This window comes from Streptomyces hazeniae (genome assembly GCF_031845485.1).
Taxonomy (GTDB): Bacteria; Actinomycetota; Actinomycetes; order Streptomycetales; family Streptomycetaceae; genus Streptomyces; species Streptomyces hazeniae.
This window is the reverse complement of record NZ_JAVREQ010000030.1, coordinates 1-25,585: the sequence shown is the minus strand read 5'-3', so window position 1 is coordinate 25,585 and position 25,585 is coordinate 1. Positions and strand designations below refer to the sequence as shown.

15 protein-coding genes, 1 pseudogene and 1 riboswitch are annotated in these 25,585 nt (G+C 72.1%); of the genes and pseudogenes, 10 read left to right on the top strand and 6 right to left on the bottom strand.

Annotation, left to right across the window (positions count from 1 at the left end; all coding sequences use genetic code 11):
* Positions 1-62: 62 nt before the first annotated feature.
* From RM572_RS25255 to gcvT, 5 genes and pseudogenes are all read right to left on the bottom strand, one after another.
* Positions 63-787, bottom strand: a pseudogene (locus tag RM572_RS25255) (transposase family protein).
* Between the two features lie 818 nt (positions 788-1,605).
* Entirely contained in the window at positions 1,606-2,988 is a 1,383-nt protein-coding gene (locus RM572_RS25250) for an L-serine ammonia-lyase (RefSeq protein WP_311675683.1), read from the bottom strand.
* Positions 2,989-3,062: 74 nt separating this feature from the next.
* A complete protein-coding gene (gene glyA, locus RM572_RS25245; protein ID WP_311675682.1) occupies positions 3,063-4,337 on the bottom strand; it encodes a serine hydroxymethyltransferase in 1,275 nt (424 codons plus the stop codon).
* Between the two features lie 61 nt (positions 4,338-4,398).
* Positions 4,399-4,779, bottom strand: coding sequence for a glycine cleavage system protein GcvH (gene gcvH, locus RM572_RS25240; protein WP_027765918.1), 381 nt, complete (start codon positions 4,777-4,779; stop codon positions 4,399-4,401).
* 88 nt (positions 4,780-4,867) lie between these two features.
* Positions 4,868-6,010, bottom strand: a complete 1,143-nt coding sequence (gcvT, locus tag RM572_RS25235) for a glycine cleavage system aminomethyltransferase GcvT (RefSeq protein ID WP_311675681.1) — start codon at positions 6,008-6,010, stop codon at positions 4,868-4,870.
* Between the two features lie 144 nt (positions 6,011-6,154).
* Positions 6,155-6,266: riboswitch (glycine riboswitch) on the bottom strand.
* Positions 6,267-6,633: 367 nt separating this feature from the next.
* Here gcvT and RM572_RS25230 point away from each other — a divergent pair.
* Complete coding sequence (locus tag RM572_RS25230; RefSeq protein WP_311675680.1) at positions 6,634-7,278, top strand: AAA family ATPase; 645 nt, start codon at positions 6,634-6,636, stop codon at positions 7,276-7,278.
* Positions 7,279-7,406: 128 nt separating this feature from the next.
* Here RM572_RS25230 and RM572_RS25225 read toward each other — a convergent pair whose 3' ends face one another.
* Complete coding sequence (locus RM572_RS25225; protein ID WP_311675679.1) at positions 7,407-8,096, bottom strand: hypothetical protein; 690 nt, start codon at positions 8,094-8,096, stop codon at positions 7,407-7,409.
* A gap of 204 nt (positions 8,097-8,300) precedes the next feature.
* Here RM572_RS25225 and RM572_RS25220 point away from each other — a divergent pair, with 204 nt between their 5' ends.
* The 9 genes from RM572_RS25220 to RM572_RS25180 form a co-directional block, all read left to right on the top strand.
* Positions 8,301-9,101, top strand: coding sequence for an enhanced serine sensitivity protein SseB (locus RM572_RS25220; RefSeq protein ID WP_311675678.1), 801 nt, complete (start codon positions 8,301-8,303; stop codon positions 9,099-9,101).
* 53 nt (positions 9,102-9,154) lie between these two features.
* A complete protein-coding gene (locus tag RM572_RS25215; protein WP_311675677.1) occupies positions 9,155-9,976 on the top strand; it encodes an enhanced serine sensitivity protein SseB C-terminal domain-containing protein in 822 nt (273 codons plus the stop codon).
* Between the two features lie 279 nt (positions 9,977-10,255).
* Complete coding sequence (locus RM572_RS25210; RefSeq protein ID WP_027765913.1) at positions 10,256-11,257, top strand: ABC transporter permease; 1,002 nt, start codon at positions 10,256-10,258, stop codon at positions 11,255-11,257.
* Positions 11,258-11,313: 56 nt separating this feature from the next.
* On the top strand, positions 11,314-13,083 hold the full coding sequence (locus tag RM572_RS25205) for an ABC transporter substrate-binding protein (RefSeq protein WP_311675676.1): 1,770 nt from the start codon (positions 11,314-11,316) through the stop codon (positions 13,081-13,083).
* Between the two features lie 110 nt (positions 13,084-13,193).
* Positions 13,194-14,192: an ABC transporter permease gene (locus RM572_RS25200; protein ID WP_027765911.1), complete on the top strand. Its 999-nt coding sequence runs from the start codon at positions 13,194-13,196 to the stop codon at positions 14,190-14,192.
* Positions 14,189-15,295, top strand: a complete 1,107-nt coding sequence (locus tag RM572_RS25195) for an ABC transporter ATP-binding protein (RefSeq protein ID WP_027765910.1) — start codon at positions 14,189-14,191, stop codon at positions 15,293-15,295. Before RM572_RS25200 ends, RM572_RS25195 begins: the two co-directional genes overlap by 4 nt.
* Before the next feature lie 14 nt (positions 15,296-15,309).
* Complete coding sequence (locus RM572_RS25190) at positions 15,310-16,539, top strand: ABC transporter ATP-binding protein (protein ID WP_311675675.1); 1,230 nt, start codon at positions 15,310-15,312, stop codon at positions 16,537-16,539.
* On the top strand, positions 16,536-18,131 hold the full coding sequence (locus tag RM572_RS25185; RefSeq protein ID WP_311675674.1) for an MFS transporter: 1,596 nt from the start codon (positions 16,536-16,538) through the stop codon (positions 18,129-18,131). Before RM572_RS25190 ends, RM572_RS25185 begins: the two co-directional genes overlap by 4 nt.
* On the top strand, positions 18,113-25,585 hold a 7,473-nt coding region (locus RM572_RS25180; protein ID WP_311675673.1), incomplete at its 3' end, for an SDR family NAD(P)-dependent oxidoreductase. The genes RM572_RS25185 and RM572_RS25180, both read left to right, overlap by 19 nt.

Sequence of the window (25,585 nt, the reverse complement as noted above, 5' to 3'; positions counted from 1 at the left end):
TGACCATGTTGTGACCGCTGAGGTACCCCGGCTGTCGAGCGATCGGCTCTCTCCTCTCGTCGTCAGATCTCTGGTTTTTCGCCGGATCCGACGGCGAGACGGTTCGCCCTGGCGAAGAAGTTCTTTGCAACCTCAGTTGGGCGAGTCAGGTGCAGTGTGAGGATGGCCTGAACGAGGCTGGTGCTGCAGCGGAGCTTGCGCAGGAGGCGTCAGTTCTTGAGGGTCGCCATGGCCTGCTGGCGCCTCGGTATGCCTTGCCAGCCCAGCCACGGCTTGCCGGTTTCGGTCAGGGCGTCGATGACCCTTTGGGTGCGTGCGGCCTTTATCCTGTGGATTGTTCCGGGGAGGGCGGGTGAGGCCCACGGCAGACTATCTTTGCCGGATTGATCATGACCTGGACGTTCATGCCGCGTTTCTTGTGGTTTCCGGAGTAGGAGGGCCGGTCGGCCGCGATGCGGTCGGGGGGCAGCAGTGTGCCGCCCAGGATCAGGTACGCCTTGGTAGCGGCGGTCTTCATGGCTTCGGTGATGGTCGGTGCGAGGGCGGCGAGGAGGTGATGGCCTCGGCGGTGTACCAGTAGGCGGTGGCGGTACCGATACCGAACCCAGTCGGCGAGCCGGGCGTAGGTGTGGCCGGAGCGCAGGTGTGCGAGGACGAGCAGGGCCTGGCGGCCCGGGCTCAGACGGCGCCACCGTGTTCCGCGTTCCCGACGCCGGGTTCGCAGGCGGGCGGACAGGTAGCGCAGGGTCGAGGTGGACACATCGATGCCAGACGGGTAGACAAGCACGCGGAAGCTCCTGGTGTGACAGGTGATCTTGGTCGTCAACCCGTCCACCAGGAGCTTCTTCATGCCCGACACCGCCCTAGATGGGACAACTACCCAGTCAGGCGGCAGATTGGAATTGACTCAACGACTGGCTTGAGTCCTAATGCCGAGTTCCCGCATTCTGGGGCGGTGCTTCTTCGGTCAATCAGGGCGTCGAGGGTGCCCCCGGAGCTGACTCGCCTTCATCGATTTCGGACGGTGAGAGGTCAGGAACTTCGCACTCCGGTGGAATCTCCGCGGCGGAGGTCGCGCAATCCTTCGGGTCTATCCCCTGCGGTTCACCCATTTCGGGTCGGCCAGTCTGATGCTCGCCTCGCTCGACCTTGCCCGGTACGTCCTCAACCGGTACTGGACTTGATGAAGTGGCGGGGTTTGCAGGCTTGGTGCTGTCGCTCGCCTGCGGTGACGAGCAAGCCGTCATTGCCGCCGTGGCGCACAGAACAAGCGCGGCAGAGGTCGCCGCAGTACGGAAACGCATGATGCCCCCACACGGATTCCAGGTCGAGACGTACTAGGCATCCACTTTGTCATACTGAACAGGACGGAAAGCGAGGGATCTGTGAAGGATTAGTGGTCATGTGTGTGCGGCAGGGTGACTCCTGGTCGTGTCATACCGCTTGACACTTGTTGGGAAGTAGCGCCTCAAAGCCGAGGACGCCTCTCTGACTGTTGTCAGCGCATCTTCGCCTCGCCCAGAGACAAGGAGACTGGACGCTGCCGCCGACATGCGGCGGCCGAGGCTGTCGGGAGGGCCTAAACGCCCCACGGCCAGAACACGGTCAGCACTCGATGACGTTCACCGCGAGGCCGCCACGGGCGGTCTCCTTGTACTTGACCTTCATGTCGGCGCCGGTGTCCTTCATCGTCTTGATGGCCTTGTCCAGCGAGACGTGGTGGCGGCCGTCGCCCCGCAGGGACATGCGCGCGGCGGTGACGGCCTTGACCGACGCCATGCCGTTGCGCTCGATGCAGGGGATCTGGACGAGGCCGCCGACGGGGTCGCAGGTGAGGCCGAGGTTGTGCTCGATGCCGATCTCGGCGGCGTTCTCGACCTGTTCGGGGGAGCCGCCGAGGATTTCGGCGAGGCCGCCGGCGGCCATGGAGCAGGCCGAGCCGACCTCGCCCTGGCAGCCGACCTCGGCGCCGGAGATGGAGGCGTTCTCCTTGAAGAGCATGCCGATGGCGCCGGCCGCCAGCAGGAAGCGCACAACCGTTTCGTCATCGGTGCCGGGGACGAAGTTCATTGCGTAGTGCAGGACGGCCGGGATGATGCCGGCCGCGCCGTTCGTCGGGGCGGTGACGACGCGGCCGCCCGCGGCGTTCTCCTCGTTGACGGCCATGGCGTAGAGAGTGACCCACTCCATGGCGTGCGCCTCGGCGTTGCGCTCGGCGCGCAGCTGGCGCGCCGAAGTCGCGGCGCGGCGGCGGACCTTGAGGCCGCCGGGGAGGATGCCCTCCTGCGCGAGCCCGCGCGCGACGCACGCCTGCATCACGCGCCAGATCTCCAGCAGCCCGTCGCGGATCTCGGTCTCGGTGCGCCAGGCCTTCTCGTTCTCCAGCATCAGTGCGGAGATGGACAGGCCGGTCTCCTGCGTCAGGCGCAGCAGTTCGTCGCCGGTGCGGAACGGGTACCGCAGCTCGGTGTCGTCCAGCTTGATGCGGTCCTCGCCGACGGCGTCCTCGTCGACGACGAAGCCGCCGCCGACCGAGTAGTAGGTCTTCTCCAGCAGCGGGGCGCCGTCCTCGTCGTAGGCGCACAGCGTCATGCCGTTGGCGTGGTAGGGGAGGGAGCGGCGGCGGTGGAGGATCAGTTCCTTCGACTCGTCGAACGCGATCTCGTGCGTGTCGCCTATCTCGGAGGCGAGGAGGCGGAGCCGGCCGTCCCGGCGGATGCGCTGCACCCAGGCGTCGGCCTGCTCGACGTCGACGGTGGCGGGGGAGTGGCCCTCCAGGCCGAGGAGTACGGCCTTGGGGGTGCCGTGGCCGTGGCCGGTCGCGCCGAGTGAGCCGAAGAGTTCCGCCCGCACGGAGGTGGTCTGTGCGAGGACGCCCTCGTTCTTGAGGCGGCGGGCGAACATGCGGGCCGCGCGCATCGGGCCGACCGTGTGCGAGCTGGAGGGGCCGATGCCGATGGAGAAGAGGTCGAAGACGGAGATGGCCATGGTGGGCGGACTCCCTTGTCCGTTGGGGGTGGACGGGCCCGCGCCGGGGTCGCCGGCGCGGGCCCGCCGTGGTGCTACTTGCTCAGACCCGGGTAGAGCGGGTGCTTCGCGGCCAGCGCGCTGACGCGGGCCTTCAGCGCCTGGGCCTTGCCGTCGTCGAAGCCGGGCTTGAGCGCCTCGGCGATGACGTCGGCGACCTCGCGGAAGTCGTCCGCCTGGAAGCCGCGGGTGGCCAGCGCCGGGGTGCCGATGCGCAGGCCGGAGGTGACCATCGGCGGGCGCGGGTCGTTCGGCACCGCGTTGCGGTTGACGGTGATGCCGACCTCGTGGAGGCGGTCCTCGGCCTGCTGGCCGTCCAGGTCGCTGTGCCGCAGGTCGACGAGGACCAGGTGCACGTCGGTGCCGCCGGAGAGCACGGACACGCCGGCGTCGACCGCGTCCTGCTGGAGCAGGCGCTCGGCGAGGATGCGGGCGCCGTCCAGGGTGCGCTGCTGGCGCTCCTTGAACTCCTCGCTCGCCGCGATCTTGAACGACACGGCCTTGGCCGCGATCACGTGCTCCAGCGGGCCGCCCTGCTGACCGGGGAACACCGCGGAGTTGATCTTCTTGGCGAAGTCCTTCTTGGAGAGGATCACGCCGCCGCGCGGGCCGCCGAGCGTCTTGTGCGTGGTGGTGGTGACCACGTCGGCATACGGCACGGGCGACGGGTGCAGCCCGGCGGCGACCAGGCCGGCGAAGTGCGCCATGTCGACCATCAGCAGCGCGCCGACCTCGTCGGCGATGCGGCGGAAGGCGGCGAAGTCGAGCTGCCGCGGGTACGCGGACCAGCCGGCGACGATCATCTGCGGCCGGTGCTCCTTGGCGAGCTGCTCGACCTCGTCCATGTCGACCTGGCTGGTCTTGTCGTCGACGTGGTAGGCGACCACGTTGTAGAGCTTGCCGGAGAAGTTGATCTTCATGCCGTGGGTCAGGTGACCGCCGTGGGCCAGGTCCAGGCCCATGATGGTGTCGCCCGGCTTGAGCAGCGCGAACATCGCCGCGGCGTTCGCGGAGGCGCCGGAGTGCGGCTGCACGTTGGCGGCCTCGGCGCCGAAGAGTTCCTTGATCCGGTCGCGGGCGAGCCGCTCGACGACGTCGACGTGCTCGCAGCCGCCGTAGTAGCGGCGGCCCGGGTAGCCCTCGGCGTACTTGTTGGTCAGCACGGAGCCCTGCGCCTCGAGCGCGGCGACCGGAGCGAAGTTCTCCGACGCGATCATCTCGAGGGTGGACTGCTGGCGGTGGAGCTCGGCGTCGACGGCGGCGGCGACGTCCGGGTCCACCTCGTGCAGGGAGCTGTTCAGAAGAGACATCTGGAGTCCTGGGTCCTTCCGGGGAAAGGGCGGTGCTCGGCGGGGGAGCCCGGTGCGGGCCTCAGCTGCCCGAGGTGAAGGAGGCGTACTCGTCGGCGGAGAGCAGGTCCTCCGGCTCGCCGTCGAGCTTCACCTTGAACAGCCAGCCACCCTCGAAGGGAGCGGAGTTCACCAGCGACGGGTCGTCCACGACGTCCTGGTTGATCTCGGTGATCTCGCCGGTGACGGGGGCGTACAGGTCGCTGACCGACTTCGTCGACTCCAGCTCGCCGCAGGTCTCGCCCGCGGACACGGTGTCGCCGACCTCGGGGAGCTGCACGTACACGACGTCGCCGAGCGCGTCGGCGGCGTGCGAGGTGATCCCGACCGTCGAGACGCCGTCCTCGGCGTCCGACAGCCACTCGTGCTCCTTGCTGTAACGCAGCTGCTGGGGGTTGCTCATGGTGCGATTCTCCTGGAAGGACGCTGTGTGCGGGCGGAAGGGTGCGGATGCTGAGACGGGGGCAGGGCCGCGCGCTGCGGCCCGGCGCTCACTTCTCGCGCTTGTAGAACGGCAGCGCGACGACGTCGTACGGCTCGTGGCTGCCGCGGATGTCCACCGCGACGCCCTCGGTGCCGGACTCGGCGTGCGCCGCGTCCACGTAGGCGATCGCGACGGGCTTGCCCAGCGTGGGGGAGGGCGCCCCGGAGGTGACCTCGCCGATCACCGTACCGTCGGCGGCGGAGACCACCGGGTACCCGGCGCGCGGCACCCGGCGGCCGGTCGCGACCAGGCCGACGAGCTTGCGCGGCGGCGCGGTCTCGGCCTGCTTCGCGGCGGCCTCCAGCGGCTCGCGGCCCACGAAGCGGCCCTCGTTCGTCGTCTTCTCGAACTTCACGATCCGGCCCATGCCGGCGTCGAACGGGGTGGTGGAGGTCGTCAGCTCGTTGCCGTACAGCGGCATGCCGGCCTCCAGGCGGAGGGTGTCGCGGCAGCTCAGCCCGCACGGCACCAGCCCGGCCTCCTGGCCCGCGGCCGTCAGCGCCTGCCACACGGTCACCGCGTCGGTGGTGGAGACGAACAGCTCGAAGCCGTCCTCGCCGGTGTAGCCGGTGCGTGCGATGAGCGCCTGCACCCCGGCCACGGTGCCGGGCAGCCCGGCGTAGTACTTCAGGCCGTCCAGGTCGGCGTCGGTGACCCGGCCGAGGATGCCCGCGGACTCGGGACCCTGCACGGCGATCAGCGCGTACGCGTCCCGGTCGTCGCGCACGGCCGCGTCGAAACCGGCCTGGCGGGCGACGAGCGCGTCCAGCACGGTCTGCGCGTTCGAGGCGTTGGCGACGACCATGAACTCCGCCTCGCCGGTGCGGTAGACGATCAGGTCGTCGAGGATGCCGCCGTTCTCGTCGCAGATGTGGGTGTAGCGGGCCCGGCCGGTCTTGAGCTTCGACAGGTACCCGACCAGCGCGTAGTCCAGCAGCTCCCCGGCCTGCGGTCCGGTGACGGTGATCTCGCCCATGTGGGAGAGGTCGAACAGCCCGGCGCGGGTGCGCACCGCCTGGTGCTCGTCACGCTCGCTGCCGTAGCGCAGCGGCATGTCCCAGCCCGCGAAGTCGGTCATGGTCGCACCGAGCTCGCGGTGCACGGCGTCGAGCGCGGTCGTGCGCGGCGGGGTACCGGAAGTCGTGCTCATGTGGGGCTCCCAAGGCTGGTGACACGGATGTCCTCCCCATCTGTCATCGGAACCTGAGAGGTTCGCCACGAGCCCGGCAGGGCGGCGGCTTGCACCTTGGGTGGGGCTGCGGCGGCACGCCGCGGCCCGCTTTTCAGATCTGCCTCGTCCTGCGCGGTATCGGGGCCTGAGAGATTCAAGGGAGGATCTTGCTCCTTCGGCGTCCCGACCCGTGTGCCCAGCGGACCACGGGCGGGAACTCTCCCGCGCGGATTCAAGCGGCCGGTATGGAGTTCGGGGGCCATCATTGCACGCCCCCGCCCACGGTGACCCCTGCGGGCGCGGACCGATCGCTCCGCGCCCGCCCGGCACCTTGCCGCGACCGCGAGGGGTGGCCGCGCCGCCACGCCCCGCCACGGGGCGGCGGGTTCCGGGGGGGGGCGTGTGGCCCGCGCACGTGCGTCGCCGGTCACGCAGGACCGCTCGGTGGCCCCTGCGGACGGGATCCGCGAGCCGGCCCGTGTCCCGCAGGTCGGGCATGCCCGGGAATCTCCTTGCCGCTCGTTACCTATTCTTGACACTCTCTGGGGGTATGCCGCCTACGAGCGCCGCGCGTCAGCGGCACGGGGAAGGGGAGGCCGCGGGTGGAGAGTCTGCGCAGCGCAACTGCGACGGCGGTGGGGGCCGGGGTTCCGGCGCCGGTGGTGCCCGCGGCCGCCGGCCGCGACCTCCGTGGGACGGCCGAGGGCGGCACGCTCCGCTTCCCGTCGGGCGACCTGGTCGTCGTGTCCGGTCTGCCCGGCAGCGGGAAGTCCACGCTGATCGCCCGCACCGTCGTCGGCACCGGGGCGGTGGCCCGCATCGACTCCCAGGACACCAGGGAGCGCTGGCAGCGGCGGCTGCCGCAGCGGCTGCCGTACGGGCTCTACCGGCCCTTCGCCCGCGCCGCGCACTACGCCGGGTTGCGGCGTTCGCTGGCCTCCGGCGGCAGTGTGGTGGTGCACGACTGCGGCACGCAGAGCTGGGTGCGGCGCTGGCTGGCGGCCGACGCGCGGCGCCGTGGTCGCGGCCTGCACCTCGTGGTGCTCGACGTGCCGCCGCCCGTCGCGCTCGCCGGGCAGACCGAGCGCGGCCGCACGGTCTCGCGCTACGCCTTCGCCCGCCACCGGCGGGCCCTGGGCCGCCTGCTCGCCGACGTGGAGGCCGGGCGCCTCCCGGAGGGCTGCGCCTCCGTGGTCCTCCTGGACCGCGACGCCGCGGCGGCCCTTCTCTCGGTCGCCTTCGAATAGCCCCGCTCCGGCCCGGGGCCCCGGCAGGAGTCGGCGCCCGCGCAGCACGTGGCCCGCCGTCCCCGGAAGGGGCGGCGGGCCACGTACGAGGACACTGTGCGGCGCGTCCCGGCGGAGGAGTCGGGCTCTTACTCCTGGGGGAGCAGCTCCTGCTCCGCGTCGCCGGGGAGCATCTCCAGTTCGGCGTCGCCCGGGGCGAGACGGTTCTCCGCGAGCTGCGGGCCCTCCTCCTGGGCGTCCTGCTCGTCGCGCTGGGCGTTCGGCGCGGCGTCCTGCGGCTGCGACAGGCCGTTCATGTCCGGGGCGGGCAGCTCGCCGTCCGCGACGACGGCGGCCATCACGTTGACGGTGGCCCGGACGGTGGCCTCCGCCTCCTTGGCGATGCGGCGCTGGTTGCCGGACTCGGCGGCCTGCAGCAGCTCGTCGACCTGGGCCTCCAGCGCGACGGCGGCGCGCGCGGTCAGGTTCGCGCGGGGGGCGCGGTCCGACGAGTTCCGGGACTGCTGGGCCTGCAGCGGGGCCAGGGCTTCCTGGACGGCCTTCGCGTGCCGGTCGGCCTCGCGCTGGGACAGCCGGCCCTCGGGGGCGTTGAGCACCGAGTCGATCAGCTCGGCCACGGGGTTCAGGACGTCGCCGGTCTCGCCGAGCACGCGGGTCTGCTGCTGGAGCTTCTGGGCCTTGGGCAGCGGGGCCTGCTGGGCGGCCTGCGGGCGAGGCTCGTCCGCGGCGAAAGCCGTGGCGGCGGTGACGCCGCCGAGCGCGACCGCGCCGGCGATGGTGGTGGCGAGCACGGCGGATACCGTCTTGTTGACACGCATGGGGACGATTCCTCTCGAATATGCGCGAAGGGGCGGGATCCAGATTTCGCCGGATGTGTGCGGCCCGCAACCGGACGGTCGCGATCCGTGACCGTTCGGGTGAGCGCCGCAGGTGGGCGGTGGTTCCCCCGAACCCCCTGCGAGCCGGAAGGGGAGCGGTACCTGAGGGGCGTCGGGGCCGGAAGCCGACGCTAGGGTGACCGTATGACCATTCCGCAGCAGCCTCAGCAGCCTCAGCAGCCGCAGCAGTACGGGCCCGGCCACGGCGGAGGCTGGCCCGGCAACGAGCTGGAGGAGACCCTCGCCGCCGCGCTCGGCACCCCCGGTGCGGGCGCCCGGCTGCTGGAGGTCCTCGCGCGGAGCAGTGTCTGGGTGCCGCTGCCGGAGGGCGGCGGACCGCAGAACAGCGATCTGAACGTGCCCACGGTCGAACTCGACGGCGCCCCCTACGTCCCGGTCTTCAGCTCGGAGCAGCAGTACCTCCAGGTCGTCGGCGCCCATGTGTCCTTCGCCATCGCCCCGGTGCGGGAGTTCGCCCGCGGCCTGCCCCCGCAGGTGGGCATCGCGGTCAACCCGGAGGGGACCGTCGGCGCTCCGGTGCCGCCGGAGGCCGTCGCCCAACTCTGCCGGAACACTCCCACGGAACGGCTCACCGGCGTCTCCGGCGGCGCGCGCATGCGGCTCTTCGAGCCGGACTGGCAGGACGAGCCGGTGGACTTCCTCGCCGCCGCCGCGGGGGAGTTCGCCGTCGTCGCCCCGGTGCGCACCGCGCGCCGGGCGCTCGCCAGCGCCGAGGGCGATCCGCCCGCCCTCTACGTCGGCGTCGAACTCGACCTCCTGGAGCCGGAGTCGAGGCAGGCCGCGCACGACGCGCTGGCCCGTGCGCTGGAGCAGGTGCCGGTGAAGTGGCCGGTCCAGCTGGTGCTGCTGGACGCCGCGGAGGACCCGGTGGTCGAGTGGATGCGCCAGTGTGTGCGCCCCTTCTACGTCAGGGCCGACTCGTAAGCTGGTTGGATGGGTACGGGCCGGCGGCGCCCGGCCGGGAAGACCGGCGAGAGATGACCACAAGACAAGGGGGCGGCCTCGTGAGCGCGAGTTCCGGTTCGGGTGAACGTGTCGAACAGCTGCTGCGCCAGGTGTCGCCCGACCGGTTCGACACCTACGAGGCTCTGCTGCACGCCCTCGCCGACGGGCAGCTGTGGATGCTGCTGTGGCAGGGCACCTCCGGCTCGCACGACGCGCAGTACGGGAACATGGACGTCGACGGGTACGGCTACGCCCCCTGCGTCACCTCCCCCCAGGAGCTGGCCGCCTCCGGCTGGACCCGGGCGCACGAGGTGGTCACCGGCCGCCGTGTCGCCGCCACCCTCTACCGGCAGCGCTGGGGCGTCTGGCTGAATCCGCACGCTCCCGGCGGCGGTGTCGGCATCCCCTGGCTCGACCTGCGCCGCATCGCCACCGGTCTCGACCAGGTGCCCGCCGGACCCCTGCGGATCAGCGAACCCACCCTCGAACTTCCGCAGTTCTACGCGCTCCTCGCGCAGAACGCGCACCGCACGCCCAACATCCGCGCGCTGCGCCGCGCCTGGGTGCAGCCCGCGCTGGGGGCGCCGTATCTGGCCATCGGCCACGACCTGTACGAGGACGGCGACCGTGCCGCCGAGGACGTGCGGCTGATGGTGCGCCAGTCCGTCGGTGCGGTGCCGGACGGGCTCGCGGTGTCCAGCGTCGCGATGGCCGACGACTACGACCCCGTGGCGATGTGGCTGCGCGCCAACTCCCGCCCGTTCTTCGACCGTGACGCGCACGCCGGCGCGGCCCCCGGGGGCGTCACCGGCGGCGGCGCGGCGTCCGCACAGGGGTACCCCCGCGCGTACTGACGCGCGATTCGCGCAAACGCCCGTGCAAACGCACGCGGAATCGGACAGAACGGCATCCTTCGTACCGCTGACGGAGTCCATGCGTCCGGATACCGGCGCCGGGTGCGGCACATCACAGTTGCGCATCCTTTCCCGGTGAACCCTGGCGGGTGATCGCGGCCCCGATGAAGACTCCCGAGCCATGAGGCCCGACGGCCTCCGAAGCGAACAGCAGTACAAGAGCCGCTACCGCGGCGGGCGTGGGCCGGTCACCACCGGTCGAGAGGGGTCCTCACCACGATGACGGCACCACTGCACGACACGGTCACGGCCGAGGAAGCCGACGAGACCGCGGTTGCCGCTGACACGCCGAAGAAGGACGTGGAAGGGCGTTCGCTGGGCAGAATCGCCTGGAACCGTCTGAAGCGGGACAAGCTCGCCCTCGCCGGCGGCTTCACGGTGCTGTTCCTCGTGCTGGTGGCGATCTTCGCGCCCCTGATAGCCGGTCTGGTCGGCCAGGACCCGTACAAGTACCACCAGGACCTGATCGACCCGCTGTTCGGCACCCCGACCGGCTCGCTGGGCGGCATCAGCTCCGAGCACCTGCTGGGCGTCGAGCCGGTCAACGGCCGCGACGTCTTCGTGCGCATCGTCTACGGCGCCCGCGTCTCCCTGCTGGTCGGCTTCCTCTCCGCCATGGTCGCGGTGATCGTCGGCACCGTGATGGGCATCCTCGCCGGTTACTTCGGCGGCTGGATCGACGCCCTGATCAGCCGCGTCATGGACATCCTGCTGGCCTTCCCGCAGCTCCTCTTCATCATCTCGCTCATCGCCGTCATGCCCGACCAGCTCCTCGGCCTGGAGGGCACCGGCGTCCGGCTGTTCGTCATGGTGCTGGTGATCGGCTTCTTCGGCTGGCCCTACATCGGCCGCATCGTCCGCGGCCAGACCCTCTCGCTGCGCGAGCGCGAGTACGTCGAGGCCGCGCAGAGCCTCGGTGCCGGCCGGCGCTACATCCTCTTCAAGGAACTGCTGCCGAACCTGATCGCGCCGATCACCGTCTACACCACGCTGATCATCCCGACCAACATCCTCACCGAGGCCGCCCTCAGCTTCCTGGGCGCCGGTGTGAAGCCGCCGACGGCGTCGTGGGGGCAGATGCTCTCCTCCGCCATCGACTACTACGAGCAGGACCCGATGTTCATGGTGGTGCCCGGTGTGGCCATCTTCATCACCGTGCTCGCCTTCAACCTCTTCGGCGACGGCGTCCGCGACGCCCTCGACCCGAAGGGATCCCGCTGACCCCCCATGTATCACCCACGGCCCCTCACCCGTACGGGCCGCCATCACCACGGAGGATGCGCATCGTGAGATTCCTACGCACATCGAGCCGGCGGCGGGCAGCCGCCTCGGCCGCCGTCGTCGCGGCGCTGCTCTCCACGGCCGCCTGCGGCGGCGGTGGCGGGGACGAGGGCGGCGGCAGCGAGGGCGCGGGCCGCAACGCCGGTGTCGGCAAGGTCGCCAACGCGTCCGACAAGAAGGGCGGCACGCTGAAGTTCATCGGTACCCAGGACGCCGACTCCTGGGACACCACGCGCGGCTACTACGGCTTCGCGTGGAACTTCATGCGGTACTACACCCGTCAGCTCGTCACCCCGGCCGCCGCACCCGGCGAGAAGGGCCTGGAGCTGAAGCCGGACCTGGCGAAGGGCCTGGCCGAGGTCTCCAACGACGGCAAGACCTACACGTACACGCTCAAGGACGACGTCAAGTGGCAGGACGGCAAGCCCGTCACCTCGATGGACGTCAAGTACGGCATCGAGCGCCAGTGGGCGCAGAGCGTGCTGCCCGGCGGTCCGGTCTACATCAAGCAGACCATGGACCCCGACGGTGAGTTCGAGGGCCCGTACAAGGACAAGGACGGCTTCGCCGGCATCGAGACGCCGGACGACAAGACCATCGTCTTCAACCTCCCGAAGGCCAACAGCGACTTCGAGGAGATGCTGGCGATGCCGTCGGCGTCCCCGGTCCGCGAGGACAAGGACACCCGGTCCAAGTACGGCCAGAACCCGTTCTCCAACGGCCCGTACAAGTTCGAGAGCTACGAGCCGAACAAGAGCATCGTCCTGGTGCGCAACGGCGAGTGGGAGCGCGCCAGCGACACCGTCCGCAAGGCGCTGCCCGACAAGATCACGGTCGACCTGATCACCAACGCCAACGAGATGGACAAGCGCCTGATCGCCGGCAACTACGACCTGGACCTCAACGGCACCGGCCTGAGCCCGGCCGGCCGCGCCAACGCGCTGCAGGACCACGAGGCGAACGTGGACAACCCGACCATGGGTTACATCCGCTACGCCGTCTTCCCGCAGCACGTGAAGCCGTTCGACAACATCCACTGCCGGAAGGCCGCCATCTACGGCGCCGACCACAAGTCGATCCAGACCGCCCGCGGCGGCCCGATCGCCGGCGGCGACATCGGCACCAACATGCTCCCCCCGATGGTGCCGGGCTCCGACAAGGACTTCGACATGTACGGCCTGGCCAAGAACGACGGCGCGGCGAACGTGAAGATGGCCAAGGAAGAGCTGAAGAAGTGCGGTAAGCCGAACGGCTTCAAGACCAAGATCGCGGTCCGCAACAACAAGCCGGTCGAGGTCGACTCCGCCGAGGCGCTGCAGGCCTCCCTCGCCGAGGTCGGCATCGAGGCCAGCATCTCGCAGTACGACGGTGCCCAGACCTCCGGCATCATCGGCAACCCCGACGTGGTGAAGAACAAGGGCTACGGCATCATCATCATGGGCTGGGGTCCGGACTTCAACACCGTCCAGGGCTACGGCATGCCGCTGTGGCACAGCGACTACATCCTGGACAACGGCAACAACAACTTCGCCATGATCGACGAGCCGGAGATCGACCAGGCCTTCCAGGACTTCATCGACTCCCAGGACGACGCGGAGAAGACGAAGATCGCCGAGTCCATCAACACCAAGGTGATGGAGGGCGCGTACTACCTGCCCTTCACCTTCGAGAAGATCCTGACCTGGCGTTCGGACCGCGCGACGAACGTCTACTCCACCTACGCCTACAGCGGGCAGTACGACTTCTCCTCTGTTGGCGTCAAGTAACCGACCGGCACACCCGCCGCTAGGCACGAAGGGCAGGTGAGGGCCGTGCTGGCGGCCCGGCGAGCCCCGGATCATCTCCGGGGCCGCCGGGCCGCCCCGGGCCGAGAGCAGTGCTCACTTATCTCATCAGGCGGTTGTTCGCCGCCGTAGTGTTGCTGGTCGTCGTCGTACTGGCGGTCTTCAGCATCTTCTTCCTCATCCCGAAGTGGACGGGAATCGACCCGGCCACGATGTACGTCGGCAAGGTGACCGACCAGGCGGCACTCGAGGGGGTCCGGGAGAAGCTCCAGCTCGGCGATCCGATCCTGGTGCAGGTCTTCGAGTTCTTCAAAGGCATCCTCGTCGGCCGCGACTACGTCGGCGGCGGCTCGGTGACCCACTGCCCCGCCCCGTGCTTCGGCTACTCCTTCAACACCGAGCAGGCGATCTGGCCCCAGCTCACCGACCGGTTCCCGGTCACCTTCGCGCTGGCCATCGGCGCGGCCGTGCTGTGGATGATCATCGGGCTCGGCGCCGGTGTGCTCTCGGCCCTCAAGCGCGGCACCCTCTGGGACCGCGGCGCCATGGTCTTCGCCCTCGGCGGCGTCTCGCTCCCCATCTACTTCACCGGCCTCATCTCGCTCGCGGTCTTCGCCGGCAGCCTCGGCTGGGTACGCCGCGACTACACCCCGCTCGAGGACAGCTTCACCGCCTGGTTCAGCGGCATGGTCCTCCCCTGGGTGACGTTGGCCTTCCTCTTCGGCGCCATGTACGCCCGCCTCACCCGCGCCACCATGCTCGAGGTGATGGGCGAGGACTACATCCGCACCGCCCGTGCCAAGGGCGTCCGCGAACCCGTCGTCATCCGCAAGCACGCCATGCGGTCGACGATGACGCCCATCCTCACCCTGCTGGGCGTCGATCTCGGCATGCTGATGGGCAACGCGATCCTGACGGAGACCACGTTCAGCCTGCCCGGCCTCGGCCAGGCGGTGCTGCGGGCCATCGACCAGCGCGACCTGCCGCTCATCCTGGGCGTCACGCTGATCACCGCCCTCGCCGTCGTCGTCGCGAACCTCGTCGTGGACCTGATGTACGGCGTGATCGACCCGCGAGTGAGGCTGGGATGACCGACCTGAACAAGACCGGCGCGACAGTCGGCGAGCCCCTCTCCGGCTCCGCCGCGTCCGCCCCCTCGACGTCCTTCCTCGAGGTCCGCGACCTGCACGTGCACTTCCCCACCGAGGACGGGCTGGTCAAGTCCGTCGACGGGCTCAGCTTCACGCTGGAGAAGGGCAAGACGCTCGGCATCGTCGGCGAGTCCGGCTCCGGCAAGTCCGTGACCTCGCTGGGCATCATGGGCCTGCACACCGTCGGCCAGTACGGCCGGCAGAAGGCCCGCATCTCCGGCGAGATCCTGCTCGAGGGCACCGACCTGCTCTCGGCCCCGCCGGACGAGGTGCGCAAGCTGCGCGGCCGCGAGATGGCCATGATCTTCCAGGACCCGCTGTCGGCCCTGCACCCGTACTTCACCATCGGGCACCAGATCGTCGAGGCGTACCGCATCCACCACGACGTGGACAAGAAGACCGCCCGCAAGCGGGCCGTGGAGATGCTCGACCGCGTCGGCATCCCGCAGCCCGACCAGCGGGTGGACAGCTACCCGCACGAGTTCTCCGGCGGCATGCGTCAGCGCGCCATGATCGCCATGTCGCTGGTCAACAACCCCGAACTCCTCATCGCCGACGAGCCGACGACCGCCCTGGACGTCACCGTCCAGGCGCAGATCCTCGACCTCATCCGTGACCTTCAGAAGGAGTTCGGCTCCGCCGTCATCGTCATCACCCACGACCTGGGCGTCGTCGCCGAACTCGCCGACGACATCCTGGTGATGTACGGCGGACGCTGCGTGGAGCGCGGCACCGCCGAGAAGGTCTTCTACGAGCCGCAGCACCCCTACACCTGGGGCCTCCTCGGCTCGATGCCGCGCATCGACCGCGACCAGACCGAACGCCTCATCCCGGTCAAGGGCTCGCCGCCCAGTCTGATCAACATCCCGGACGGCTGCGCCTTCCACCCGCGCTGCCCGTACGCGGACGTCCCCAAGGGCAACGTCACCCGCACCGAGCGGCCGGACCTCCGCGAGGTGGACGGCGGCCACTGGTCCGCCTGCCACATGTCGCAGGAGGACCGGACACGCATCTGGAACGAAGAGATAGCGCCGAAGCTGTGAGCGAGGACGAGCAGATGACGACTTCCGAGCAGCCGGAGACACTCGGGTCGGCGACGCAGGCCGCCACCCTGACCGAGGACCCGGCCCCCGGTGAGACCCTGCTCCGCGTCCAGGGCCTGAAGAAGCACTTCCCCATCACCAAGGGGCTTCTCAAGCGGCAGGTCGGCGCCGTCCGGGCGGTCGACGGCATCGACTTCGACGTGCGCGCCGGGGAGACCCTCGGCGTGGTGGGCGAGTCCGGCTGCGGCAAGTCCACCATGGGCCGGCTGATCACCCGCCTCCTCGAACCCACCGGCGGCACCGTCGAGTTCGAGGGCCGCGACATCACGCACCTCGGCACGGCCGGAATGCGCCCGCTGCGCCGCGACGTGCAGATGATCTTCCAGGACCCGTACTCGTCGCTCAACCCGCGGCACACCGTCGGTGCGATCGTCAGCGCACCGTTCAAGCTCCAGGGCGTCAAGCCGCAGGGCGGCCTCAAGGCCGAGGTGCAGCGGCTGCTCGGCGTCGTCGGCCTCAACCCGGAGCACTACAACCGCTACCCGCACGAGTTCTCCGGGGGCCAGCGGCAGCGCATCGGCATCGCCCGCGCGCTCGCCCTCAACCCCAAGCTGGTCGTGGCCGACGAGCCGGTCTCCGCGCTCGACGTCTCCATCCAGGCCCAGGTCGTCAACCTGCTGGACGACCTCCAGGACGAGCTCGGGCTCACGTACGTGATCATCGCCCACGACCTGTCGGTCATCCGGCACGTCTCGGACCGCATCGCGGTGATGTACCTGGGGAAGATCGTCGAGCTGACGGACCGCCAGTCGCTCTACACCGCGCCGATGCACCCCTACACCCGGGCGCTGATGTCCGCGGTGCCGGTGCCCGACCCGCGGGGCCGCGCCCGGCGCGGCGCGGAACGCATCCTGCTCCAGGGCGACGTCCCCTCCCCGATCAAGCCGCCGACGGGCTGCCGGTTCCACACCCGGTGCTGGAAGGCCACCCGGGTGTGCAAGGTCGAGGAGCCGCCGCTGGTCGCGCTCCGCACCGGCCACCAGGTCGCCTGCCACCACCCGGAGGACTTCGAGGACCAGCGGCCGGAGGACACCGTGCTGCTGACCGCCGCGGAGAAGGCCGCCGACCAGGCCGCGTCCGAGGCCGCCGACCAGAGTGCGGCCAGCGCGGCGACCAAGGAGGCCCTCGAGGAGGCCCACGAGCAGGCGCAGGTCGAGTCGCAGCAGGTCGACAAGAACAGATGACGGGAACTCCGGGGCGGGAGGGCGGCGCCGTCCCGAAGGCCGGACGCCGTCGGCGCGGGAGGTTACTCGCCGGAGGGCGGCGGGCCCCCTCGCTGGGCCGGCCCTTCCACGCCCTCGTCGTCAGCAACGCGGTCTCGTCCTACGGCACGTACCTCAACCTGGTCGCGCTCAACCTGTACGTGCTGGAGACGTCGAGCAGCGCGCTGTCCCTCGGCCTGTTCCTCCTGCTGCGCATAGCCTCCTCGGTCCTCTCCGGGTACGTGGCGGGGCGGATCGTGGTGCGGTTCGACCGCGTGCGTCTGATGATCGGCGCGGATCTCTGCCAGGCCTCGGCCCTGCTGGTCTTCCTGCTGGCGCCCGGGGCGGCGCAGGCCGTGCTGCTCTACGTGCTCGCCGCCGTCATGGGCGGCGGTTCCACGCTCACCGGGGTGGCCCGGCGCCACGCCGTCCCGGACATCGTCGGGCAGGAGCTGCGGGTCCGGGCCAACGGGCTGCTGGTCACGGGGCGTTCGCTCGCCATGATCCTCGGGTTCGCCTCGGCCGGACTCGTGGTGGCGGGAGCGGGCTACACCACCGCCTTCCTGGTGGACGCCGCGTCGTTCCTGGCTTCCGCTCTCGCCCTCACGGCGCTGGCACTGTCCGGAGCCGCCCCGGCCGCCCGCAACGGCGCACGGGCCGAGGGCGACGGCGGTGAGACCGGCGCCCGGGGCGGAGCGGACCGGGAGCGGGCCGCACGGGGGCGCCCCGGCACCCGCAACCCGGTCTCGCCGTCCGCCCTGTGGCGGTTCGCTCCGGCCGTGCTCTGCCTGATCCTGGTCCGTGCGGTGGACAACATGGGCTCCGCCGCGCACCAGGTGGGCCTCCCCGTGTACGCGGAGCAGATCGCGCCCGGGGACGCCGCCGCCTTCGTCGGCCGTTTCTACGCCGTCTGGGCCGTGGGCTGTCTGCTCGCCCACCAGCTGGTCTCCCGGCTGCGCACGGTCTCGCGGTGGGCGGGAGGCTCCGACGCGTCCGGCAGGCCGGGCGGGGAACGCGCCTTCGCCGTCGGCACCTGCCTGATGTCCGGCTTCTTCATCCTGGCGTTCGCCGACCTGCCCGCCGTCGCGCTGATGGGTGTGGCGATCGTGGCGGGCGTCGCCGACGGCTTCACCGAAATCGTGTACCACTCGCGGCTCCAGGCCCTCCCCGAGGTGCAGCGCGGGCGTCTGCTCGGACTGGCCGCGATGGCCGAGACCGGCGCCCTCGGTGCGGGCACCGTGCTGTGGGCCTCCCTGCTGGACCACCACACGCCGCTCTCCGTCGTGGCGACGGCGCACGGCCTCGCCATCGCACTGGCGCTGCTCTTCCTCCTGGCGCTGCGCCGCCTGCCGCCGCCCGCCGCCCCCGCCAAGGGTCCGGACGGCACCGACGGCACGCACGGCACCGACGGCACGCACGGCACAGGCGCCGCCGACGCCGAAGACGGCGGCACGGACGGGGCGGCGGCAGCCCCGCCCCGCCCGGCCGCGGAAAAAGCCCCGACCGCCGGGCCGGACGACCGGCCGGGCGACCACCCACCTCGGAAACGGGAACGATGGACACCGACGACATGACCCGGCTCGAGGCACGTCTGCGCGGCATACGGCACGTCCTCGACTGCGCCCTCGTTCCGCACCGGACGGCGGTCCTCGCCTACGTCGTCCCCGACGGCCGGGCGGACTTCGCGCGGTTGCGGCGCCAAGTCACGGCCGCCGCGCTGCAGCACGGCGTCACCGCGCACGCCGTGCTGGTCGACGACGTGCCCCGCCTCCCCGACGGAGGGGTGGAGCGCGCCGCGCTCGAAGAGGTGCCGGTACTGGACGAGGCGCTGCTGGCCCGGTACCGCGACACGTGCCGGACCGCGGGCCGGCACGTCGAGGTCACGCTCGCCCCGCTGCGGCGGGAACGGCCCCGCGTCGAGCCCGCTGAGCCGCACGCCGCACCCGTGACGGAAGCCGCCCCGCCCGCATCCGGGAGCGCCGACGCGGCACCCGGTGGCGGCCCGGACGGCAGCGGCCCGGACGGCAGCGACGGGCGCCCGAGGCCCGCCGCGCTCAGCCACGGCGCGGAACTCCACCTCGCGGCCGACCTCCCGCGCACGCTTCCGGAAGCCCTGGTGCGGACCGCGGCGGAACGCCCGCACGCGGGTCTCCACCTCGCTCTGGAACCGCACCGCACCGTCTTCGTCGGCTATCCCGACCTCCTCGACCGCGCCCGGCGCATGCTCGGCGGGCTGCGTGCCGCCGGGCTTCGCCCGGGCGACCGCGCCATCCTCCAACTGCCCACGCTCGACGCCTACTTCCCCGCACTGTGGGCGTGCCTGCTGGGTGGCATCGTGCCCGTCACGGTGGCCAGGCCACCCGGATACGAGACGCGGAGCGCCGTACTGGAGAAGCTCTGCCACGCCTGGGAGACGCTGCGGGAACCCGTGGTGCTCTGCTCCGGGCCGGCCGTCGACGGAGTGCGGGCGCTGCCCGCGCTCTATCCCGTGCACGGGGTGCGGGTGCTGGACGCCGACGAGCTGATTCAGGCCGAACCGGCCACCGAGGTGCACCGGCCGGACCCGGAGGAGACCGCCCTGCTGCAGCTCTCCTCGGGCAGCACCGGACGCTCCAAGGCCATCCGCATCACCCACCGCGGGGTGATGGAGTACGTCGCCGGCGCCCGTGCGCAGGACGTCGCGCCGCAGCACACCACCGTCAACTGGCTCCCGCTCGACCACGTCGCCGGGCTGCTCATGTTCCACCTGCGCGACACCGTGCTCGGCTGCGTCGCCGTGCACACCCCCACCGAACTGGTGCTGGCCGACCCGCTGCTCTGGCTCGACCTGCTGGAGCGGTACGCGGCGGCGCACAGCTGGTCTCCGAACTTCGGCTTCAAACTGGTCGTCGAGGCCCTGCGGCGGCACCCGGACCGGCGCTGGGACCTGACCTCGGTCCGGTCGCTGATCAACGCCGGGGAGCAGTGCACCCTTCCCGTCGTCCGCGACTTCGTGGACGCCACGGCGCCGTTCGGCCTTCCCGCGGACGGCGTGCTGCTGGGCTGGGGGATGGCCGAGACCTGCACCGCCATCTGCTACAAGCGGTTCGGCACGCCCGGTTCCGTCACCCGGGTGCGCAAGTCGTCCCTCTCCACAGACCTGGAGTGGGTGGGCGAGGACGTGCCCGCGCACGAGCGGACCACGTTCCTGAGCATGGGGCCGCCGACGCTCGGGGCGAGCTTCCGCATCTGCGACGACCAGGACCGGGTCCTGTCCGAAGGCCGCATCGGCCGGCTCCAGGTCCGCTCCGGCCGCGTCACCCCCGGCTACGTCGACAACCCCGAGGCCGACGCCGAGGCCTTCCGCGGCGACGGCTGGTTCGACACCGGCGACCTCGGCTTCCTCCGGGACGGCGAACTCACCCTCACCGGCCGCCGCAAGGAAGTCATCATCGTCAACGGCAGCCACTATTTTTGTCATGAACTGGAGGACGTGGTCGGCGCGGTCGACGGCGTCCGGGCCGGCTCCGTGGCCGCCTGCGGAGTGCCGGACCCGGAGTCCGGCAGCGAACGGCTCGTCGTCTTCTTCGTCCCCGAAGGGGACGCCGCCCCCACCGACCACGCCACCGCAGCCCGCACCCGCCAGGTCACCGCGGAACTCGCGCGGCGCTTCCAGCTGGCCGGCACGCAGGCGGTGCCCGTCCCCGCCGCCGAGTTCCCCAAGACCACCAGCGGGAAGATCCAGCGGACCGGCATCCGCCGCCGGTACCTCGACGGCGCCTTCGACGACGTGCTGCGTGCCCTGAGCCTCGGCGCCGACGACGCCCTCGACGTACCCGACGCGGTGCACCGCGCCGTGTGGGAAGAGATGCCGGACGGCCCCGGGCACGCCCCGCCCCCCGACCCCGGCACCACGCTGATCGTCGCCGACCGGGACGGCCTGGCGGCACGACTGACCGCGCACGGCGCGGCGTTCGAGGCGGCCGTCGTCGCCGCGCACGGCAGCGCCTACGCGCGCACCGCCCCCGGCCGCTTCACCCTCGACTTCGCCGACCCCGGCCACTGGAGAGCGCTCTGGCGCGACCTGCGCGCGGAGGACCGCACGCCCACCACCCTGCTCCACCTCGCCGGCTACGCCACCCTCGACCTCGCCGCCCCCGACGACGCGGATCTGCCCCACACCCTCACCGCGGCGGGCCCCGCACTGGTCCTCGCCGGGCAGGCCCTCCTGGAGCACACCGCGGCGGACGCGGCGCGCGTGGTCACGGTCAGCCGCGGTCTGCACCGGATCACCGGCGACGAACCGGTCGGCACCCCCGGCGCGCTCACCGCGGGCGTCGCGGTGAGTCTGGCCCTGGAGACACCGGAAGCCGACGTACGCCACCTCGACCTCGCCGGCGCCACCCCGGAACAGGACGCGACGGACCTGTGCCGCGCGCTGGCCGCACTGCCCCGGCGACCGGGAGGGCGGTCCGGGCCGGTGGAGACCGCGATCCGGAACGGCCGCAGCCACCGCCGGCGGCTGGTGAAGGTCCGCATCGACACGCCGCCCGACGGCGAGCCGGACCAGCCCCTGTACGCCGACGGCGCCTGCTTCGTGGTGACCGGAGGACTGGGCGGCGTGGGCACCGAGGTTCTCAGCGACCTGCTCGGCCGGTTCCGGCTCCGGCTCCTGGTGCTCGGTCGCACCCCGGTGCCCGAGGACGGCACGTCCGGAGCCGCCGCCCGCGCCCTGGACCGGCTGCGAGCGCTGGGCGGCGACGTCCGCTACCGCGCCGTCGACGTCACCGACCGCGCCGCCGTGACCGAGGCCGTGGCCGAGGCCGAGGCGACGTGGGGGCGACCGCTGGACGGCGTGCTGCACCTGGCCGGTGCCTTCGACTCCGTGCTGCTCCGCGACGAGGACCCGCACCACTGGAGGGCCGCGACCGCGGCGAAGACGGTCGGCGCCGTGCACCTCGCCCGGCTCGTCCGCGAGCGGCCGGGCGCCCGGTTCGTGTCCTTCTCCTCCCTCCTGACGGCCGCCCCCTCCGCGGCGTCCGGCTCCTACATCGCCGCCAACCGCTTCCTGGAGTCCCTCGGCGACCAGCTGACGTCCCTGGGAGCCCCCGGGCACTGCCTGGTGTGGGGGCTGTGGCGAGACGTCGGCATGAACCGCGACAGTGCGTGGGAGGAGGCGGCCGCCCGGCGCGGTCTGCTCGCGCTCAGCGCCGCCGAAGGACGCCGCCTGGCCCGTACGGTGCTCGCACACCGGCCGGACTGCTACTTCGTCGGACTGGACGAGACCTCCCCGGCGCTGCGCAGCCTGGTCCGGCCGGAACGGCCCGCCGCCCTCGAGGCGCCCCAGGCTTCCCGGGCCGCAGGCGGCGCCGGGGCGTTGCCGCCCCTGCGGGACCTGCGCGGCCGCGAGGTGGCCGTTCCGGTACGAGCAGGCGGCCCCGCCGACGAGGAGACCACGGCCGCCGCCGCACGGATCGCGCGGGACGCGACGCAGGCCACCGCGCCGAGCACGGCGGCCCCCGGCGACGGCCGCTCCCGGGACGCGGACCGGACCCGCGTACGTGAGCTGGTGCTGCACGCCCTGACGGAGGCGGCAGGCCACAGCATCGACGAACGACGCCCGTTCTACGACGCCGGACTCGGCTCCATCCAGCTGATGCGCGCCCACGGAGCCCTGGAACGCGCCCTCGGCCGCGAACTCCCGCGCACCCTCCTCTTCCAGCACCCGACGGCCGTCGAACTCGCCGAACATCTGGCCGCACAGGGACAGCCCGTTCCCGGCCCCCCGGAACCCGCCCCGGGCACGGCGGACGACCGCCGGATCGCCGTGATCGGCATGGCCGGCCGCTTCCCGGGCGCCCCCGACCTCGACGCCTACTGGCGGCTCGTCACCTCCGGAACGTCGGCACTGCGCCGCTTCACCCCCGCGGAACTGTCCGCGGCCGGGGTGACCGAGGAACAGCGCTCCCACGCCGACCACGTGCCCGCCGGCGGCCCGCTGGAGGGCACCGACCTGTTCGACGCCGCGTTCTTCGGCATCAGCGCCCGCGAGGCCGCGCTGATGGAGCCGCAGCAGCGCCTCCTGCTGGAGGTGTGCCACGAGGCGCTGGAGGGCGGCGGCTACGCCGGCGTGCCGGAGACCACGCGCGTCGGCGTCTTCGCGACCACGGGCATGACCCTGCACGCCCTCCAGACCTACCTGCTCAACAACCTGGCACCCACCCAGGACACCCGCGACCCCGTGACCGCACTCCAGGTCGCCATCGGCAACCAGCCCGACTTCGCGGCCGCCCGCGTGGCACACCGCCTCGGGCTGCACGGGCCGGCCGTGGGCGTGCAGACCGCCTGCTCAAGCTCCCTGGTCGCGGTGCACCTGGCCGTCCAGTCGCTGCTGTCCGGCGACGCCGAACTGGCCCTCGCCGGAGCCGGCGCGGTACACGTGCCCCAGCACGCCGGCTACCCGTACGTACCGGGCTCGATCCTCTCCCGCAGCGGCTCCTGCCGTGCCTTCGACGCCGACGCGGACGGCACCGTCGGAGGCAACGGAGTGGCCGCCGTCCTGCTCAAGCGCCTCGACCGGGCGCTCGCAGACGGCGACACGGTGCACGCGGTGATCCTCGGTTCCGCCGTCAACAACGACGGCGCCGGAAAGGTCGGCTTCACCGCCCCCGGCATGACCGGACAACGGCGGGTGATCTCCGGCGCCCTGCGGACGGCGGGCGTCGGAGCGGACACCGTCGGCTACGTGGAGGCCCACGGCACCGGCACCGCACTCGGCGACCCGATCGAATTCCAGGCGCTCGTCGAAGCTTTCCGGGAGACCACGGACCGGGCCGGGTTCTGCGCCCTCGGCTCGGCCAAGCCGGCCATCGGCCACCTCGACACCGCGGCCGGCATGGCCGGGCTGATCAAGGCCGTCCTGGCACTGCGCCACGGCTGGATACCGCCGCTCGCGGGATTCACCCGCCCCCACCCCGCCCTCGCCCTCGACGGCAGCCCGTTCTACCTGCCCGCCACCGGCCGGCCCTGGGAGCGCGGCGCCACCCCCCGCCGGGCAGGCGTGAGTGCCCTCGGCGTGGGCGGCACCAACGCGCACCTGATCCTGGAGGAGCCCACCGAGGCGGCGCGTCCCGACCCCGCACCGGACGGCACGAGCGAGGGCCCGGGGCTGCTGCCGCTCTCCGCCCGCACCGCACCGGCGCTGCGGGAACTCGCCGCCGCCTACCGCGACCGCCTGCGGGAGGACCCGCCGCCGCGCCCCGCGGACGTCTTCGTCACCGCCGCGCTCCGCCGCCCCCACCACGCACACCGGATGACGGCCCTGGGCACCGGCACCGAAGAGATCGCGCGGGCACTCGACGACTTCCTCGGCACCGCCGCAGGAGGCCCCGGCGTCGCCCGCCCCTCCTGGGCCGACGGCTGCGCCCCGGACGGCGGAGCCGGGCCGGTCGCTCTCGTCTTCTCCGGGCAGGGAACCCAGCGCCGCGGCATGGCCCGCGCCCTCCACCACCGCTTCCCGGTCTTCCGGGAGACCGTCGAGGAATGCGAACAGCTCTACCGCGAGACCTGGGACGGCAGCCTCACCGAAGCGCTGCTCGCCGACGATCCCCAGGGCACCGAGGACGTCTGGACCACGGACGTCACGCAGCCGGCGCTGTTCACGTTCGAGGTCGCGCTGTGGCGGTTGTGGGAGTCGCTGGGCGTCCGCCCGCACCTGCTTGCCGGGCACAGCGTGGGCGAGTACGCCGCCCTGCACGCCGCCGGCGGACTCGGCCTCGCCGACGGCCTGTACCTGACCGCGGCGCGCGGCCGACTGATGCGACGGCACTGCCCGCCGGGCGCGATGGCGGCGGTCCAAGCCGACCGTAGCGCCGTCGGCGCGGCCACGGCCGGCCTCCCCGACGTGGAGGTCGCCGTGGTCAACGCGGTGACGCACCACGTGCTCGCCGGTCCCGAGACCTCCGTGGCCCAGGCGGCGCAGCGGCTGGAGACCGCCGGACACGCGGTCCGCCCGCTGCGCGGCGACCGCGCCTTCCACTGCTCCCTGGTGGAACCGATGCTGGAGGAGTTCCGCTTCCACCTGGAACAGGTCGAACTGCGTCCCCTGCGGACCCCGGTGGTCAGCAACGTCGGCGGTGAACTGCTGCCCGCCGGACAGCTGCCGGCCGCCGGACACCTGCTCCGGCACACCCGGGAGACCGCGGACTACGCGGCGGTGCTCGCCCGCCTCGACGCCGAGGGCACCGCCCTCTGCCTGGAAGCCGGGCCGGACGCGACCCTCACCGCCATCGCGCGGCGCGCCGGCACGGCGGCGCACTGGACGGCGTCGCAGCCCCGCCGCGAGCCGGGCACCGCCGGCCTGCTGCGGGCCGCCGCCGAACTCCACTGCCGTGGAGTCGCCCTGGACTGGAGGGGACTGGTCCGGGCCGAGGACCCCGGCCGCCACGTGACTCTCCCCACGCACCCCTTCGCCCGAACGTCCTACTGGATCAGCGCCGGAGCGGGCACGCCTCCGGCCGGAGGCACTCCGATGACGAACGACACCGACCCGACGCCCCCGGCCGGGGCCGCCGCCCCGGCGGACCGGCTCGAGGCCTCACTCACCCGGCGGGTCCGGGAGCTGGCCGCCGACCAGCTCTCCCTCGCCGTGGACGACGTGCCGCCGGACGCCGCGTTCTTCGACCTGGGCGCGGACTCGCTGCTGCTCATCAACATGATCCGCCGCCTGGAGAAGGCCTTCGAGGTGCGGATCGCCATGCGTGAGCTCTTCGAGGAGGCCGACACCCCGGAGCGACTCAGCGCGGTCCTCGCCGAGCGGATCAGCCCGGAACGGGCGAGCGAACTCCTCGGCGCGGACGCCGCCGTGCCGGCCTCCGCAGCACCGGCACCGGCACCCGCGTCGGCACCGGCGCCCGCCTCGGCCGCGGCACCGGCACCCGCGTCGGCACCGGCGCCCGCCTCGGCCGCGGCACCGGCACCCGCGTCGGCACCGGCGCCCGCGCCCGCCTCGGCACAGGCACCCGCGTCGGCTGCCGCACCCGCGCCGCCG